This is a genomic window from Marinobacter sp. ANT_B65, from assembly GCF_002407605.1.
Classification (GTDB): Bacteria; Pseudomonadota; Gammaproteobacteria; order Pseudomonadales; family Oleiphilaceae; genus Marinobacter.
On sequence record NZ_NXGV01000002.1, the window covers coordinates 390,178 to 407,449 of the forward strand.

A 17,272-nucleotide genomic window follows, 5' to 3' on the forward strand; every position below is an offset into this window, starting at 1 on the left:
GAGCGCTCTTATTCCGGAACAACTGAGGAGCATTTATGCCCCTGACAAAAACCCGACCTGCCAGAAAGCTTATTCCGGCGGTAGAAGTACTGGAGTCCAGAGCTTTTGATAGCTGGACTCACACTCGTAATGGCACCCCCAGGGGTTACATCGATGCCGTCAAACTGAAAGAGCTGTGGATTCACACCGGCACGGCCTGCAACCTGGCTTGTCCTTTCTGTCTGGAGGGAAGCCATCCGGGTGATGGCCGCATTCCCGGTATGAAGCTGAGCGATGTAAAGCCGTTTATTCACGAAGCCCTGGATATGGGGGTGGAGCAGTTTTCGTTCACTGGTGGCGAACCTTTCGTGATCCGTGATTTTGTGAACATTCTGGATTATGCCAGCCAGCACAGGCCTTGTTTTGTGCTGACCAATGCCACTGAGCCGCTGCTGAAACGCAGGCATCAGGTGTTGCCGTTACTGGATAACCCCTATCCGATTCATTTCCGGGTGAGTCTGGATTTTCCTGACCGCGCCCGGCATGACAAGGATCGCGGTGCCGGGAGCTTTGATCAGGCGCTGGAGGGTATTCACTGGCTGGTTGATCAGGGGTTCAAGGTTTCCATTGCCCGTCAGACTGATCAGGGTGAGGTTCCGGCTGAGGTGGAAGCTGCGTTCCGGGAAATATTCCGCGAGTGGCAGATTCCGGAGAGTCTGGCGTTTACGGCGTTTCCTGATTTGGGTACGCCGGGCTCGGAAGACGGCAGCCCTGAGATTACCGAGAGTTGTATGGATAAGTATCCAACGGTTCAGAGCCGGTCACACTTTATGTGTACCTATACCCGGATGCTTGTGAAGAAGGGTGATTCGGTGCGGGTTTATGCGTGCACGCTGGTAGACGATGATCCGCAATATGATCTGGGTGGGTCGCTGGCGGAGAGCATGGATGAGCGCATTATGTTGCGGCACCACCGGTGTTTTTCCTGTTATCGCTATGGGGCTAGTTGTTCGGCGCCTGGTTGATTTTACGTATTGGAGTTGGCGGCATGGGGGGTGTGTCTTTATTTTCTTGGAAAAACAACTCGCTGCGCTCAGACATTTTTTCCGGCGAAAATAAAGACACACCCCCCGCCCACCGGAACCGTTATCTCCAGATTAAAAAACTGAGTAATGCCCCGGGTTAAAGTTCTGGGGGCAAACCCGGAACATAATGAGGAAATAAACAACAGTGAACATCACAGAAGCTTCCCTGTTCTGGGGGTTCTTGCTGGTTTATGGCGTGGTTATGTATGTGCTGTCGCCAAAAAGCAGGAATCCGGAGTCTTTTTATAAAGGCGCGGATGATCAGGGTAATCCGGTTAGTCAGTGGTCACTGACGGCCAGCATTTTTATCAGCTGGATTTTTGCCAAGTCGGTAACCAATGCGGCAAATCTTGGGGCAACCTATGGGGTGACCGGGGGGCTGGCCTATGCCAGTTACTGGCTGTCGATTCCGGTGGCCGGCTATATCATTTATCTGATTCGTACCCAGACTGGTGCCCGGAGTCTGCAGGATTTTCTTACTTCGCGTTTTGGGCGTTTTGCAGGGCTGGCGTTTGCGGCGGCTATTCTGATCCGGCTGTATAACGAGGTCTGGAGTAATACTGCGGTTGTGGGTGGTTATTTCGGGCTGCCTGGTGAATGGGAGTATTACGTTGCAGCTATGGTGTTCACTGGGTTTACGCTTGCGTACAGCCTTAAGGGCGGGCTGCGTTCTTCCATTTTTACAGACGTTATTCAGACGTTTGTGTTTGTGTTTTTCCTGGGCGCGGTGTTGTTCATGATTATCCCGGCGAACGATACCTCGGCGTTGCTGAACGAAGGTGAGTTCCGGTTGAATGCTGGCTTTGACCTGCTGCTGGTGGCGCTGTTGCAGATGTTCAGTTATCCGTTTCACGACCCCGTGCTTACAGACAGAGGGTTTGTGAACAAGGAAAAAACCATGCTCAAGAGCTTTGTGGTTGCCGGCTTGCTTGGTTTTGTTGCGGTATTTCTGTTCAGCCTTGTAGGGGTTCATGCCCGCCTGAATGGTATTGAAACCATGGGCAATGCGCCGGCCGCTGTCGGGCAGTCGCTGGGGCTGGCTGCGCTGTTTTTCATGAGTGTGGTGATGATGACCTCCGCAGGTTCTACTCTGGATTCCACCTTTACCTCGCTGGCCAAATCCCTGGCGGTTGATCTTCCGCGGCTGGCAAAGCGTGCAGCGGAACGGTTACCCAGTATGCGGGTGGGCGCGGTGGTGATGACGGTGTTCGCGCTGATTGGCAACCTGCCCATGTTTGCCGGTACAGACATTCTCAAGGCTACTACCATTTCCGGCACCATGGTGATGGGGCTGGCGCCGGTATTTTTGTTTTACGGGTTCACCCGCTGGTCGCCGTGGAGTTTTCACCTGAGCTTCTGGACCGGTCTCGGGTTGGGACTGATGCTGGCAATCGGTCTTATCCCGGCAAGTTGGGCTATTGGTGATGGTAATTACGCCATGTTGCTCGGCGTTAATGCCTATGGATTCCTCATATGCAGTGCGGGATTTTTCCTGCCGCTGGCCTTGCGCTTGCTGGCTGGTAAATCTCTGACTGCGGGAGAAGTACGATGACGGAAGGCCGCAGTTGTCCCCTGGCTTACCGCTACCAGCCAGCTTCCCTGTGCGGGCAAAGCACGCCGGTTACTGAGGATGTTCTCTATGTTATTGGCGGGCTTTACGGTAACCCCTTTGCGCTGGATGAAATCGAACGCATGGCCCTGGCTGAGGAACGTCAGGGCCTTAGTGTAAAGCTGGTCTTTAACGGCGATTTCAACTGGTTTAATGCCAGTGATGAACTGTTCCGGGAGATTAATAACCGGGTGCTCAGCCATACCGCCAGCCTGGGTAATGTGGATTACGAACTGAGCACTCCCAGTGTCGGCGCTGGTTGTGGTTGTGCCTATCCTGATTTTGTTGATCAGGGTGTTGTTGAGCGTTCCAACCAGATTATGGGCAAGCTTCAGGATGTTGCCGGAGCGCATCCGGATATTCAGAAGCGCCTGGCATCTCTTCCCAGATATCATTGTCTGTTGTTTGGAGGCCTAAAGATTCTGGTGTTGCATGGTGACCCGGAATCCCTTGCTGGCTGGGGCCTGGCCCATGAATCCTTTGCGGCTGGCAATGGGCAACAGGTTGAAGAGTGGTTCCGCGCTTCCGGGGCGGACGTGATGGCTGCCACACATACTTGTCTTCCTGTTCTCTGGGCGGGAGATGTTGATGGTCGCTCTTGCGCAGTGGTCAATAACGGCTCTGCCGGTATGGGTAACCTGAGGGCAGATCCCCGAGGGCTTATTACCCGCATAAGCCGCACGGCCGCGGAAGTTGAGCCTGTTGCAGGCATTGTAGCTGGTGAGCTTTGTGTTGATCTGGTGCCGGTAGACTATGACCTCAATGCGTGGCTGGCACAGTTTGACCGCCTCTGGCCTGCGGGCACCCCGGCCGCGCTTTCTTACCGGGAGCGTGTTTTGGGAGGTGCTTCGCTCACGTCTGCCGACCTTGTGTTTCCTCCGGTTCTTTAATCTTTCTATTGCTGGCGGACCGTCTGGTCTGGTCTGTTATTGAGGCAGGTGCTTCAGGATTCTGTGGGGCCGTTTATTGGCCTGACTTGAAATATATTTTGTGGTCTATATAATTTAACTCTAAATTTTAAGGTGAATTGACCACGATATGACCTCAGAAGGATCGAATACCACCGCCATCACCCTGCGTACACCCGTCAAGGATGATGGCTTCAGGCTCCACCAGTTGGTGGCGGAATGTCCTCCGCTTGACCCCAATTCAATTTACTGCAACCTGTTGCAGTGCAGCGATTTCGCCGATACCGGCGTAGCTGCGGAGAAAGACGGCGATCTGGTCGGCTTCATCTCCGGATACATCCCCCCAAAAAAGCCCGAGACCGTTTTTGTATGGCAGGTGGCTGTCCACGAGAAGGGTCGTGGACAGGGTCTGGCCAAGCGGATGCTCAAGGCCATAGTGGCCCGGGAAGCGTGTGAAAACGTTACCCACATGGAAACCACGATTACCGCCGACAACGAAGCTTCCTGGGCATTGTTCCGTTCGTTTGCCCGGGATATGGGCGCGGAGCTTGAGCACCATGAGCATTTCGAGAAAGGCACCCATTTTGGCGGCCAGCACGATTCTGAATTTCTGCTGCGCATCGGGCCTTTCTCCAGGTAGCTTCAGTAAGCACCTCCAAGTCAGTTCTGGTGGGCTTTCAGAGCTTTTCCGGGCGTTTTCAAAGAGGCGGTTTGTCTGCCTGCGCGCCCTGCTCTCAGCCCCATCCCACCATCGCTACAGAACTCTATTCAAAAGCCGACAGGCCAAGAGGAAATATAATGGAAGTTTTCAAGACTGAATCTGAAGTACGTGTATATAGCCGTGCCTTTCCAGTGATTTTCAATCGTGCCAAAAACGCGCATCTTTACACTGAAGACGGCAAGCAGTACCTGGATTTTCTGGCTGGTGCCGGCTCTCTGAACTACGGCCACAATAACGATATTCTGAAAAAAGCATTGCTTGAATACATTGAAGCAGACGGTGTGAGCCAGGGCCTTGATCTGTTCACCACGGCCAAGCATGACTTTATCGAGTCCTACAAGAAGTACATTCTTGATCCTCGTGGCCTGAACTACAAAATGCAGTTTACCGGTCCGACTGGTACTAACTGCGTTGAAGCAGCCCTGAAACTGGCGCGTAAGGTAAAAGGCCGTACTGGTATTATCTCGTTTACCAATGGTTTTCATGGCGTGACCATGGGCGCGGTTGCTGCAACCGGTAACAAGCACCACCGTGGTGGTGTTGGCGCGCCTCTGAGCAACGTCGATTTCATGTTCTACGACGGTTACCTGGGTGATGATGTTGATACCCTTGCCGTTATGGACAAGCTGCTGTCTGACAGCTCTTCCGGTGTTGAAGTACCTGCAGCGGTAATTGTGGAAGCGGTTCAGGGCGAAGGTGGTCTGAATGCTGCCCGTGCTGAGTGGCTGAAAGGCCTGGAAGCCTTGTGCAAGAAGCACGACATGCTGCTTATTCTGGATGATATTCAGGCGGGTAATGGTCGTACCGGTGAGTTCTTCAGCTTCGAGTTTGCGGGAATCAAGCCGGATATCGTCACTGTTTCCAAGTCTCTTAGTGGCTACGGCCTGCCGATGGCGCTGGTGCTGCTCAAGCCGGAACTGGATATCTGGAGTTCAGGTGAGCATAACGGGACATTCCGGGGTAACAACATGGCATTCGTTACCGCCCGCACGGCAGTGGAGACTTATTGGAAAGACGATAAGTTCGCCAATGAAGTCAAAGAAAAAACCGGGGTTCTGGGCGACGCATTGCAGGCGATTTGCGATAAGTACCCGGGTGAGTTCAAAATGAAGGGGCGCGGTTTGATGCGAGGCATTGAAGCGACAGATGCAGATGTTACAGGCCCGATTACCAGACGAGCTTTTGAGCACGGGCTGATCATCGAGACCAGTGGTCCGAATGATGAGGTTATCAAGTGCCTGATGCCGCTGACCACCAGCAAGGAAGATCTGAAACTGGGTGCCGGACTATTGGCAAAAAGTGTCGATGAAATCATGCAGGAAGGGATCAGGAAGGCGTCGTAAGACGCCCCCGCCATTCCGGAGATTCAGACTGCAGGGTAAGCCAGGGTAGGAATATGACAAGTCAATTACATACCGTTGAGAAGATTGGCGGTACTTCAATGAACAACTACGAAACTGTGCGCGATAACATTATTGTCGCAAATCGTAGCAAGGAAGATCTCTATCAGCGTATCTTTGTGGTGTCCGCTTACGGCGGGGTGACCAACGAACTGCTGGAGCACAAGAAGACCGGCGAGCCCGGTGTATATGCTCTGTTTGCCGATGCAGAGTCCGACTGGGCCTGGGGTGACGATCTGACCAAGCTGGTGAAGTTTGTCACCGATATCAACGGTAAACTGTTTGAAGATCCCATGCTCAAGCAGCAGGCAGATCAGTTTATTACTGACCGTATTGAAGGTGTAAGGGGCTGTCTGATTGACCTGCAGCGCCTGTGCTCCTATGGCCAGTTCCAACTGGAAGAGCACTTGCTGACAGTTCGTGAAATGCTCGCTGGTATTGGCGAGGCGCACAGTGCCTTCAACACGACTCTGAAACTCCAGCAGGAAGGCATCAACGCACGCTTTGTGGATCTTACTGGCTGGCGTGACAGTGAGCTGCTGCCTCTTGACCAGAAGCTGAAGCAGGCTTTTGATGCCGTTGATCTGACCCGCGAGCTTCCGATCGTGACCGGTTACGCGCAGTGTCAGGAAGGTCTGATGCGCACCTTCGACCGCGGCTACAGTGAAATGACGTTCAGCCGCGTTGCTGTCATTACTGAGGCCCGTGAGGCGGTCATCCACAAGGAATACCATCTGAGTTCAGCCGACCCCAACATTGTGGGTGCGGAAAAAGTAGTTCCTCTGGGGCGCACTAATTACGATGTGGCGGACCAGCTGGCGAACCTGGGTATGGAAGCTATTCACCCCCGTGCCGGCAAGGGCCTGCGCCAGGCGGAGATCCCGCTGCGGGTGATGAACACCTTTGAACCTGAGCACACGGGCACTCTGATCACCGGTGATTACGTCAGTGAAAAACCGCAGGTCGAGATTATTGCCGGTGCCAAGGGTGTTTTTGCCATTGAGGTGTTTGATCAGGATATGCAGGGAGAGCCTGGCTCGGATCGTCGTATCCTGGATATCCTGAGCCGCTTCAAAGTGCGCTTCATGGCCAAGGATACTAACGCCAATACGATTACCCATTATGTGGACAGCACACTCAAGCACATCAAGCGTGTCGTCGAGGCGCTGAAAGTCGAGTTCCCCAACGGTGAGATAAGCACCCGTAAAGTAGCGGTGGTTTCCGCTATTGGTAGTGATATAAAGATGCCGGGTATTCTCTCGCGGTCGGTCAAGGTTCTGGCCGATGAAGAAATCAATGTGCTGGCGGTGCACCAGTGTATGCGACAGGTTGATATCCAGTTTGTGGTTGATGAGGACAACTATGAGAAAGCGATCATCGCTTTGCACGGTGTTCTGGTTGAGCCCCATAACCATGGTTACGCTATTGTTGCAGCCTGATGATCTCCGACCTTCTGAGCTGTCACAGACAGCTTTGAGGTCGGAATCCAGTCGGGCTCTAGACGCCGTGGCTGGAGTGGATCAGGAAGAACCAGGCGCCGACGGCCAGCTGGCACAGTACAGAAACGAGGGTAAGCACCAGCCTCAGACGAAGATACCAGGCTGGCCAGTATGCCCGCATCCATCGTGCATCAGTGACATACAGGGCAAGATACGAAAGGGTGTAGAGCAGTATCTGCGCCTGTGTGTTCAGCAGTAGCCCTATACCCGCGGTAACAAAGAATATCTGGCTCAATAGTATGGTTGCCAGCGGAGAGAGCGGGTAACAGCGGTTATCCAGCTGCATGGCCAGGGGCCAGTATACTCCCGCCATAAAGGCCAGAATGCCGGCGCTGTACAGGTAGAAATATCCCAGTAGAGAGACGCTGTATTGCGGCATTGTAAAAAGAGCAGCAACAAAGGCAATGAAGGGTATCAGCCCCGCTATTCCCACCAGAACTGCAAGTCTCGCTACTGAAATCACGCTTATTGCCCCTGAACCCGTTGCTTCTGAACCCGAATTATCCGTACTGAGGTTTCGGGATGTCTTATTCTTCAGAGTGTACGAGTCCGCAGGCATTAAAGATCATTGAGCCAGCGATCGGCACTGTGCGTGCTGTGGGCAATAAACCATGTGGTCGTTGACCATGCCGGTAGCCTGCATGAACGCATAAACAATGGTGGGGCCAACAAAGGTAAACCCGGCCAGTTTGAGCGCCCGGGACATGGCTTCGGACTCCGGAGTGGTAACCGGTACTTCATCAAAGTTTTGCCAGTTGTTCTGTATGGGGCTGTTTCCCACGAACGACCAGAGGAAATCTGAAAAGCCTGCGCCCCTCTCCTGTATATCCAGAAACCCTCTGGCATTTTTGATGACTGACTGTATTTTCAGTCTGTTTCTTACAATGCCGGGGTTCTGCATAAGCTCAGCGATTCTGGCATCGTCATACTGAATGATCTTTTCCGGGCTGAAACCATCATAGGCGGCCCGGTAGCTCTCCTGTTTACGGAGAATGGTGATCCAGCTCAGGCCGGCTTGCTGGCCGTCCAGGCAGAGTTTTTCGAAAAGAGCCAGGTCGTCGTATTCGGGCCTGCCCCAGACTGTGTCATGGTAATGCATGTACAGCGGATCGGTGCCGCACCATGGGCAACGGCTGATTGTACCCGGAGTTGTGGAAGCCGGGTTATCCTGGGGTTCAGTGGGCATATGGCGTTTCTCCGGGGTTTTATCTGCGCTTTGAGCGGATTCTGCGCTGAAACATGGGTTCCCAGTGTGTATCCAGCGGTTCTGCTATGCTCAGGCTATAGTCTTCGGGGGGTGGTTCCAGCAAGGTGATGGTTGGCCATGCACCGAAATGGCCGCCTTCGGTTTGCCTGAAAACAAGTGAGCATAGAAAGCCTTCCGTGTAAAAGGCACAGGCCTGCCAGTGATCGTCTGGCTGATCGCCATAGAGTTCGAAATTCCGGCGTATCTCCAAGGTTTGCAGATTACCTGCTATTCCCCGGCCAGTCGCCTTCAGCCACGCTTCCTTGAGGGTCCAGGCCCGGAGGAATGTGTGAGCATCGTCCTCCTGAAACAGCCATTCCTGTTCGATGGGTGAGAACCAGCGTTTGGCCACCTTTTGCCATTGTGGGTGCCGCTTGCTGGGTTCAATGTCTATGCCCAGTGCAGAGCCGTATTGGGTGGCACAAGCGGACAATCCGTGGCTGTGGCTCAGTGAAAGATGCCAGCCCGCAGGGCTGGCAGAGGTTGTCGGGCGCCCATTCTCTGGCCAGCAGCAGTCTGGCTTTGCAGAACCGGCCTTACTGAGAGCCTGGCGTATCAGCCACCGACTGGTGAGAAATTCTGCCGCACGGGTGCCGCTGAGACCGGAAAATCTTTCAAGCTCATAAGCTGTCAGCCAGTCCGGCGCAGCTTCCGGTACTTGTCCTGTCTGGTGACACAGTTGGATGGCCGGCTTCGGCTGATCTCGTGTGAGATCAGGGCTGGAGTCGTTGGATGAGCCAGCCATCGCCGTCCCTCACGTATTCGAAGCGATCGTGGAGGCGGCTTGGGCGACCCTGCCAGAATTCGATGCGCTCGGGAACTACCCGATAACCACCCCAGAACCCGGGTAGCGGCACTTCCCCTTCACTGAATTTACGCTTCATCTCTGCGACCTTCTGCTCCAACAGTCCACGGGAGGTAATGGCTTTACTCTGCTCGGATACCCATGCGCCAATCTGGCTACCCCTGGGGCGGGAGGCAAAGTATTTCAGGGACTCGGTTTTGCTTACCTTCTCGACATGGCCCTGAATACGCACTTGCCGGTTCAGGCCGATCCATGGAAAGAGCAGGGCTGCCCGGGGGTTCTCGTCAATTTCCTGAGCTTTCCTGCTTCCATAATTGGTGTAAAACACGAACCCGCGCTCATCGAAATATTTCAGCAGCACTGTACGCAGGTCTGGCATGCTGTTGGCGCCGGTGGTGGCGAGAGACATGGCGTTGGGTTCGAGAATACCCGCTTCCCGGGCATCGCCGAACCAGGTTTCGAACTGCATGACCGGGTCGCTGTTCATCGCTTCGCGATCAATCCCTTCACTTTCGAAATCCCGACGCATATCACCGATGTCCATAAACCTTCCTCTCATTTGCGTTCAAACAATAGCGCGGCACAGGTACGACTCCTGAGCATATCGGGTTCAGGGCTTGCTGTCAGCGCCGCTTATGTCGTAATTATTTACACAAAGACAACAATAAAGTGGGATCGGGTCCGTACGACTTTCGTATACCCTTGCGCCCTGAGTCAGGCCCGCCAGCCATAGCTGGCGGAAGTGGCCAATATACACATTCAAAGAGAAGAGTTGATCAAGATGATAGCTGCGTACGATTTGCCCCTCGTGATGTCTTCGTTCCTTGTTGCTGTTCTGGCAGCATACGCGGCTCTGTACTTCGGCGCGAGGCTGGTTAGTGCCACAGGTGTTGAGCGATGGCGCTGGTTGGCGTCGGGAGCTTTTCTGATGGGGACGGGTATCTGGACGATGCATTTCGTAGGGATGCGGGCAATGCCAATGAAAATGGCCATGTCCTTTGATATCCCTATGACGTTAGTTTCCTGGTTTGCAGCGGTTTCAGCCTCGGGCATTGCCCTGCACATTATTGGCCGAAAGCAGCTGGGCTCTGTGTTGTTTGTCGGTGCAACACTGTCCATGGCCAGCGGTATAGCGATCATGCATTATCTCGGCATGTACGCCATGCAGATGTCCGCACCACCGGTGTTTAATACCGGTTTTCTGGTGCTTTCCATTGCAATCGCAATTGTCGCCTCGGGTTCCGCTCTGGCCTTGTGCCGGAAGTTGCAGGAAATGGAAGGCTCCAGTGCCCTGGTCGTTCAGTTTATAGCTGCGCTGGTGATGGCTGCGGCGATTTGTGGCATGCATTATACCGGGATGATGGCGATGACGTTCCCGGAAGGCGCCGTTCCCGCCATTGATAATGGTTTGCGTGGAAGCTGGATGGGTATCCCCCTGGCAATCTTTTGCATGGCTCTGCTTTCTGTAGCCTTGTTTGTGACTGCACTGGATGTTCGCTATCGCCGGGAATTGGCCGAACACAAAGTTGAAGACGATAAGCGAGTTGCGGAACTGGCTTTTTCAGACTCCGCTACCGGCCTACCAAACCGTTCCGCCCTTGAGCAACGGATGCTGGATATATTTGCCCTGGGTGACGCCCGGAAAAATCCCTTTGCACTGGTTTACCTGGAGGTCGCCAACTTCCGGGAGCTGTCTTCCGGCATGGATAGTGAGTCGGTCAATCTGCTGGTCAGCAAGATCAGCGAGCCGCTCAGGAAACAGATGCCCAGAGATGTACTCCTGGCCCGGTATTCGCCGAACAGCTTTTTTGCTCTGGTGCCTGAACATGAAAGTGCACGACATACCTCCATGTACCAGTGGATCCGGGAGCATGCTGGCACAACTTCCATGCAGGTACTCTGGCGCACCGGTCAGTCCGTATATCCGGTAACCGGCAATTCAACACGAAAGCTCATACGGGCTGCAATGGTGCCACGAGACCCGGGCGAGATCGGCCGATTCACCGATATAACCAGGGAAACAGAGCTGACAGCCGCCGCCCCGGCCTTGAACAGCTGACAAAGCGGCACCTGGCCGTCTATCCTTGTGAGCAGGCCGGTGGCACATTCGCCCCGGTAAACCGCCGCTCATGAGGAGATATCCGTGGCTCAGAGCCGTCAACACAGTCGTATACCCCGGAATCTGGTGATCGGATTTCTGGTTCTTTTGATTCTGTATAGCTTTGCTGGCTTTCTGCTTTTGCCATGGTGGCTGGAAAAGCTGATCCCGGAACAGCTGGGCGAGCGCATGGGGTGGCAGGTGGAGATTGCCGATATCAGCGCCAACCCTTTTGCGTTGAGTGTCGAAGCCCTTGGAGCATTGGCGCATGACAAGGAGGGAGAGCTTGTTGTTGGTATCGACCGGCTGATCATTGACATGGATTTCTTTGAGCTTGTCAGTGGTGTTGTGGGTTTTGAGAATATTGAGCTTGAGGAACCCTTTATACGGCTGGACCTGCTGGAAGACTACAGTGTGAATTTCGTGCGGGACTTTCAGACTGCCAGTGCAGAGGGCAACGGGCAAGCAACAGATCAGGCGGGCGGAGACGAAAATCAGGCACTGCCTTCGTTGTATTTTGAACAGCTTACAGTAAGCGGCGGGGAGCTGTTGTTCCGGGATTTCACCCAGTCAGATATGATGGAATTCCGGATCACACCTCTGGATCTTTCTCTGAGCGATCTCGCCACCTGGCAACGGGATGACCGCAACAGCGATTATGACCTGCAGGCCGCTCTGGGTAGTCAGACCATTGAATGGCAGGGCAATCTCAGCATTACACCGCTTTATTCCAGTGGCAACCTCGCTGTTTCCGGCATTGATCACGAGACTCTCGGGCATTTCCTCGCCCCATACCTTCCCTACGACTTGCGTGGAGGCATGGTAACAGTTCACTCCGATTATGAGCTTCAGGCGGGTGATATTCTTTATTTTTCCACCAGTAATGGCCGCTTGTTGGTGGAGGATCTTGCCCTGGCTCCTGATACGCAGAGCGAACAGACCCGGCTGACTGCCGGGTCCATAGCCATCGACGATATCGGGTTTGACCTCAATACTCGTGAAGCCAGTGTCGGGCAGATTTCGCTGGAACAGCCCGATATCGCGCTGGCGCGGAACAAAACAGGAGATATTGACTGGATTGTTGCACTGGCTGAACTTGCAGAGGAGAGCGAGACCAGAGGGTCAGACACGAACGCATCGGAGCCCGAAGCGGCTGCGCAGCCATTTCGCTGGTCGCTGGGTGGCATCAGTCTTTCCGGAGGCCGGGTGCTCTGGCAGGATCAGCAACCGGGGTCGCCCGCCGAACTTGCACTGGAACAGCTATCGCTGACCACAGGTGGCATGGACAGCGGGATGGAAGATCCCATGTCATATCAACTGCAGACAGCACTGGCCAGCGGTGGCAGGCTTTCGTTGAACGGCCAGCTTACACCACAACCTTTTACGTTCGAAGCGGCTATTTCTGGCTCGGATCTTCGGCTCGCAGCATTTGATCCCTATTTGCAGGAGTTCGCAAACCTTGCGATTGCAGAAGGTACTCTGGGGCTGGATGGCAACCTGGATCTGGATGGTCAGCAGGAACCCTTGACTGGCACCTTCAGCGGTACCGCTGAGGTGTCAGGGCTGAATCTTCAGTTGCCCGGCAGCAGTGAGCGATTGCTCTCATGGCAGACATTGCGTCTGGCTCCTGTTGAATACAACGTGCACCCGGCCAGACTGGAAATTGGCACAGTTACTCTTGCCCAGCCAGCTATTAATCTGGTGCGCAACACCAACAGTATTCATAACATAGAGCAGATAGTTCTTCAGTCCGAGGCGGATGGAGCCTCCACCGCACCAGAACAGGATGCTGGAGAACAGGCCCGGTTTATCTTCCGCATTGGCCAGTTGCTGATTGAGAAAGGGGCGCTTGATTACACGGACCGAACCCTTGATCCGGCGTTTACAACCTCACTCGACCGGCTCAATGGTACAGTTACCGGCCTTAGCAATGTGTTGCCCCAGCAAGGCAAGGTCGTTCTGAAAGGGCGAGTGGGAGGGAATGCCAGTGTTGAATTTGACGGTACGATTGGCACCCTGGGGACGGAGGAAACCTCCGATCTTGAACTGACTATGAAAGACGTGTCCCTGCCGGCTCTTTCGCCCTACTTCGGCCGTTATCTAGGCTACAGTGTGGACAGCGGAAAGCTGGATCTGGATCTTGACTACGAGATTACCGGCAGCCAAATCAAGGCATCGAACAGGATTGTTATGGATCGTCTCGGGCTGGGGAAGGCCGTTGCCAGCGAACAGGCCGTTAATGCGCCGGTTAAGCTCGGGCTGGCGTTGCTGCAGGACAGCAAAGGGATTATCGAAGTTAACTTGCCAATCAGCGGCGACCTGGCCAGCCCTGATTTCAGGATTGGCCAGGTGGTCATGCGGACATTTGTAAATTTGCTGGCGAAAGCCGCTACATCTCCGTTCGGCGTTCTGGGTTCCATTGCTGAGCTCGCCGGTCTGAGCGGTGAAGAGCTGGGGCAGGTGAGTTTCGAGCCAGGTACGACCAGACTGGCTCCGGGCGAACCTGAAAAGCTGGCCGTTCTCGCCGAAGCCCTGCTTGACCGCCCGGATTTGTTGCTGAATATTCGCGGGGGAGCAGCACCCTCGGTTGACGGGCTGGTACTTCTGCGGAATGAACTGGCGGCCAGCCAGGGAGCAGGGCTGTCAGAACAGGAGTGGGCAGAAGCCCGTGAAGCATACCTGGCCGGAGATCAGGTACTGGCGCCTGAAGCACTGAATAATCTTGCCAGCGCGCGGGGCGATGCCCTGCAGGAACTGCTGAGGGATACCCATGAGGTTCCGGCGAGCCAGTTATTCATGCTTGATCCTTCACGTAACGCCGAGGTTGCGGATGATGGCAAGGTGATTGTCGGCTTTACGCTGGACGTCCGTTGAGGTCCCCTGGATTACACAGAGATATTAAAAGGAATGAAGCCCGTGCCCAAGGCCAGCAGTCATTTTTTTGCTTACGTTTCCCGTTTGCGCTGGATCAAGCGTTGGGGGCTGATGCGTAATGCGATTGAAGAAAATGTGGCAACTCATTCATGGGAGGTAGCCACTCTGGCTCACGCGCTGGCGCTGATTCGTAACCGTCACTTCGGTGGCCGGGTAAACGCCGACAGAATTGCTGCCGCAGCTCTCTATCACGATGCCACTGAAGTCATAACGGGGGATATGCCGACGCCCGTGAAGTATCACTCCAAGGTTATGCGTGAGGTTTTCGGTGATATTGAACACAAAGCGGAGGCCGAGTTGCTGGCTTTGTTGCCAGACGACCTGCGCGAGGATTTTGCCCCTTACCTTCAGGAGTCCCGGTTGCCGGCAGAAGATCGTGAACTGATCAAGGCAGCAGACCGTTTGTCCGCCTGGTTGAAATGCCAGGCGGAAGTGCGTGCGGGCAACCGGGAGTTTGAGCCGGCAGAGAAGCAGATCCGGCAGAGACTTGAACGGGAGCCATTGCCGGAAGTCGCGTATTTTATGGAAGTGTTTGCCCCAGGCTATGAAAAACCACTGGATAACCTGCTGGGGTGATGGTCGTATTGATTACGAACAAAGAGGGGAGACAGGACGCGGTAAAATAGTTGTCGTACCTGAGCATGGGTTTTCAGCATTTTTCTGGTGCTGTCAGCCGTCTTTCCTCTTTCGGTAGTTAGTACTTAATTTTACTAACCCCCACCCAAGCGCTATAAAAAGTAAAAAAATCACAGGGAACGCCCACCAAGAGCCAATATAGACGCTTCCTATCAGAGCAACGAACAACCCGATGTAGAGTGAAAAGTCACTCAAAAGGTACGCGATTGATTCGGGTAGTGTTCTTATAAACTCGGTATCACGTATTCGTTTCATTGACACAACCCTCTCAGTTTTATGTTTTCAGGACGAGAACAGAACTCTGAGATAGGGACAGGGCCTGGGGCGATGTTGTTAACGGCAGAAACTCCGTGAAGGCCAGCCGCTACCGCATTTGTCAGCTGTAGAACCTTTCCATCGTTTGGTGATGCATGAGCTAGTGAACGGTAACCCTCAGGAAGCTTTTGTACCTTGCCGCTTATCGCGGCATTCACAATATGATCAGGCGTTTCGAGCCCCTCCGCGATTGACTGTATTGCCGCTCCGAATGTTGCTAGCATGAGATTAGTTGCACTTACAGGAATTCTTGTCTTCGCTCCAGCCAATTTCCCTAGCCGCCCACCCGTGCTGGCGAAGTTGGTAAAAACCCCACCATGGAGACGACCGGCAATATCAGCCTTGCGGTATTTTAAATTGAATCGAACGGCGTGGCGGATCAATTCCCGAGATGCGTTCTGGTTTTCCTCTGCAAGCAGTTGCCTGAGCACTCGGGCCAACGCCTGTTGTCGGAGCATGGCTCTTGCTTTATGCCTGTTACCCCAAGTCCCAGACACCATTTGTATTTGGATGATGCCAATCCACCAAGTCTTAGGGTGGTTGAAAATGCCATTGAAATAACGTTGCCAGCCAGGGCTCAGCGTATCTGTAAACCTTTCAGCGAACTGTGCGCTACTGCTTGAAGCTTGAGCATTGCTGAGAAAGGATTCAACGGAGTTTTGTCTGAAACAGAAAGGGAAAAAGGGGACGAACCCTGGTTACCGAGTATCATGCAACATCCTTGCGCTTGCTCTATCCATGTTTTAACAGGAGTAAACCATGAAAATTTCGGCAAGGCAATTTAGTGCCGTCGACACCATGAGGTTGCTTCACTTTGCAAAAAAATTGAATGTGTTCGTACACGAGTAAGTCTCCAATTTGTACAGGTAATCTCTCGTCGCGTTGAGCTTGGCAATAAGTGATATACAGGAGGGCCAACGAAACTAGAGCTTCATAACATATCATCAGCTTATTCTTGTTGCGTTGAATGCCAACCTGTGACGAGTGTAAACGCCAGTATAAATAGCCTTTAGAGAATAGGTGGCCGTGACGAGCCTAAGCAAAATATAGTGTTCTTTGTTGCTGGGCTAGTTTCGGGCGGAGACACTTGGGACGCTGGAAGAGGACGTATTTCGTTATTCTGATTTAGTCACCTATTAGCTCTATTGAGCACAAGGGCGCAATGACTATTGCTGAGAAGAATCACCATAGGGTTGTGCGTGCCTGACTATGAAAAACCACTGGATAACCTGCTGGGGTGATTTCCGCTGAACGAACAGGGCAATAGATCAAACTTGCTGGAAACAGCCTCTTATTTCGCGCCGGGTATGGCCCTTGCCTACGGCCACTCGGTCGATACCGACCCTCACCAGCACGCCTTGTGGCAGGTTTGCCTGCCCAGTGCTGCCAGCGTTTTGAATGGGCAGCCACTGAAATACGGGACAGTGATAAAACCCGATGAAATACATCAACTGTGCATGCCAAGTGGCTGGGTAATGCTGGCCGAGCCAGAAAGCCTGTTAGGTGAGGCTATAAGCCAGCTACCAACGCGATTGCCATTCGCAGAGCCGGACGCCCGGCTGAATATACTTCTGGAGCAGCTAGGTGAATTCCCTGAACTGGTGCATGCAATGCAGAACAATCCATACCTTTGTCAGGATGATCGACTCGCAAGGTTGCTTGCGCGGTTGGATCAGTGTTTTGGTGTTGACTGCCTGAAGCCCGACGCGTGGCGGGCAAAAGAGGTGGCAGAGTGGCTGGCAATGTCTGAGAGCCGGTTTTTGCATTTGGTGAAGGCGGAGCTGGGTATTGCGTGGCGGCCATACCTGTTGTGGCGGCGGCTGATATGCGCCATACAAACGATCAGGCGGGGTAAAACGGCTACTGAAGCGGCATATCTGGCGGGCTTTAGTGACAGCTCCCATCTCAGCAGAACGATTAAAGCTACGTTCGGGATGACAGGAAAACAGCTGTTGAACAGCTTTCGGGATTCAGGATAGCCAGTTTATTCAATTTTAAAGTTTTATTGACCGCTATGGTGCCCTTAAACCATAGGAG

At 53.6% G+C, this 17,272-nt stretch carries 15 protein-coding genes; 10 read left to right on the forward strand and 5 right to left on the reverse strand.

Features of this window, described 5'->3' with window-relative positions; translation table 11 throughout:
* Positions 1–35: 35 nt before the first annotated feature.
* The 6 genes from CPA50_RS11915 to CPA50_RS11940 all read left to right on the forward strand — a co-directional run bounded on the left by CPA50_RS11915 (position 36) and on the right by CPA50_RS11940 (position 7,141).
* Entirely contained in the window at positions 36–1,004 is a 969-nt protein-coding gene (locus CPA50_RS11915) for a radical SAM protein (RefSeq protein WP_096782730.1), read from the forward strand.
* 205 nt (positions 1,005–1,209) lie between these two features.
* Complete coding sequence (locus CPA50_RS11920) at positions 1,210–2,616, forward strand: sodium:solute symporter family transporter (RefSeq protein WP_096782731.1); 1,407 nt, start codon at positions 1,210–1,212, stop codon at positions 2,614–2,616.
* A complete protein-coding gene (locus CPA50_RS11925; RefSeq protein ID WP_096782732.1) occupies positions 2,613–3,563 on the forward strand; it encodes a metallophosphoesterase family protein in 951 nt (316 codons plus the stop codon). The genes CPA50_RS11920 and CPA50_RS11925 overlap by 4 nt, the downstream gene beginning before the upstream one ends.
* A 148-nt stretch (positions 3,564–3,711) precedes the next feature.
* Complete coding sequence (ectA, locus tag CPA50_RS11930) at positions 3,712–4,221, forward strand: diaminobutyrate acetyltransferase (RefSeq protein ID WP_096782733.1); 510 nt, start codon at positions 3,712–3,714, stop codon at positions 4,219–4,221.
* Between the two features lie 158 nt (positions 4,222–4,379).
* A complete protein-coding gene (gene ectB / locus CPA50_RS11935) occupies positions 4,380–5,645 on the forward strand; it encodes a diaminobutyrate--2-oxoglutarate transaminase (RefSeq protein WP_096782734.1) in 1,266 nt (421 codons plus the stop codon).
* A gap of 53 nt (positions 5,646–5,698) precedes the next feature.
* Positions 5,699–7,141: an aspartate kinase gene (locus tag CPA50_RS11940; protein WP_096782735.1), complete on the forward strand. Its 1,443-nt coding sequence runs from the start codon at positions 5,699–5,701 to the stop codon at positions 7,139–7,141.
* A 58-nt stretch (positions 7,142–7,199) separates the two neighbouring features.
* Here CPA50_RS11940 and CPA50_RS11945 read toward each other — a convergent pair whose 3' ends face one another.
* The 4 genes from CPA50_RS11945 to pdxH form a co-directional block, all read right to left on the reverse strand.
* Positions 7,200–7,664 (reverse strand): DUF3429 domain-containing protein, encoded by a 465-nt coding sequence (locus CPA50_RS11945; RefSeq protein ID WP_096782736.1) that lies wholly within the window; start codon positions 7,662–7,664, stop codon positions 7,200–7,202.
* Positions 7,665–7,766: 102 nt separating this feature from the next.
* Positions 7,767–8,387, reverse strand: a complete 621-nt coding sequence (locus tag CPA50_RS11950) for a DNA-3-methyladenine glycosylase I (RefSeq protein ID WP_096782737.1) — start codon at positions 8,385–8,387, stop codon at positions 7,767–7,769.
* Between the two features lie 19 nt (positions 8,388–8,406).
* Positions 8,407–9,192 (reverse strand): 4'-phosphopantetheinyl transferase family protein, encoded by a 786-nt coding sequence (locus CPA50_RS11955; protein WP_096782738.1) that lies wholly within the window; start codon positions 9,190–9,192, stop codon positions 8,407–8,409.
* On the reverse strand, positions 9,161–9,796 hold the full coding sequence (pdxH, locus tag CPA50_RS11960) for a pyridoxamine 5'-phosphate oxidase (protein WP_096782739.1): 636 nt from the start codon (positions 9,794–9,796) through the stop codon (positions 9,161–9,163). Before pdxH ends, CPA50_RS11955 begins: the two co-directional genes overlap by 32 nt.
* A gap of 237 nt (positions 9,797–10,033) precedes the next feature.
* Between pdxH and CPA50_RS11965 the strand changes: the two genes are divergently transcribed.
* The 3 genes from CPA50_RS11965 to yfbR all read left to right on the forward strand — a co-directional run bounded on the left by CPA50_RS11965 (position 10,034) and on the right by yfbR (position 14,860).
* Entirely contained in the window at positions 10,034–11,311 is a 1,278-nt protein-coding gene (locus tag CPA50_RS11965) for an MHYT domain-containing protein (RefSeq protein ID WP_096782740.1), read from the forward strand.
* Positions 11,312–11,395: 84 nt separating this feature from the next.
* Positions 11,396–14,224 carry a DUF748 domain-containing protein gene (locus CPA50_RS11970; RefSeq protein WP_096782741.1) on the forward strand — a complete coding sequence of 943 codons (2,829 nt, stop codon included), beginning with the start codon at positions 11,396–11,398 and terminating at the stop codon, positions 14,222–14,224.
* A 42-nt stretch (positions 14,225–14,266) separates the two neighbouring features.
* Positions 14,267–14,860 carry a 5'-deoxynucleotidase gene (gene yfbR / locus CPA50_RS11975; RefSeq protein ID WP_096782742.1) on the forward strand — a complete coding sequence of 198 codons (594 nt, stop codon included), beginning with the start codon at positions 14,267–14,269 and terminating at the stop codon, positions 14,858–14,860.
* A 311-nt stretch (positions 14,861–15,171) separates the two neighbouring features.
* Here the strand turns inward: yfbR and CPA50_RS11985 are convergent, their stop codons facing one another.
* Entirely contained in the window at positions 15,172–15,666 is a 495-nt protein-coding gene (locus CPA50_RS11985) for a hypothetical protein (RefSeq protein WP_143750744.1), read from the reverse strand.
* A gap of 843 nt (positions 15,667–16,509) precedes the next feature.
* Between CPA50_RS11985 and CPA50_RS11990 the strand changes: the two genes are divergently transcribed.
* Entirely contained in the window at positions 16,510–17,214 is a 705-nt protein-coding gene (locus CPA50_RS11990; RefSeq protein WP_143750745.1) for a helix-turn-helix transcriptional regulator, read from the forward strand.
* The last annotated feature ends 58 nt before the right edge of the window (positions 17,215–17,272 follow it).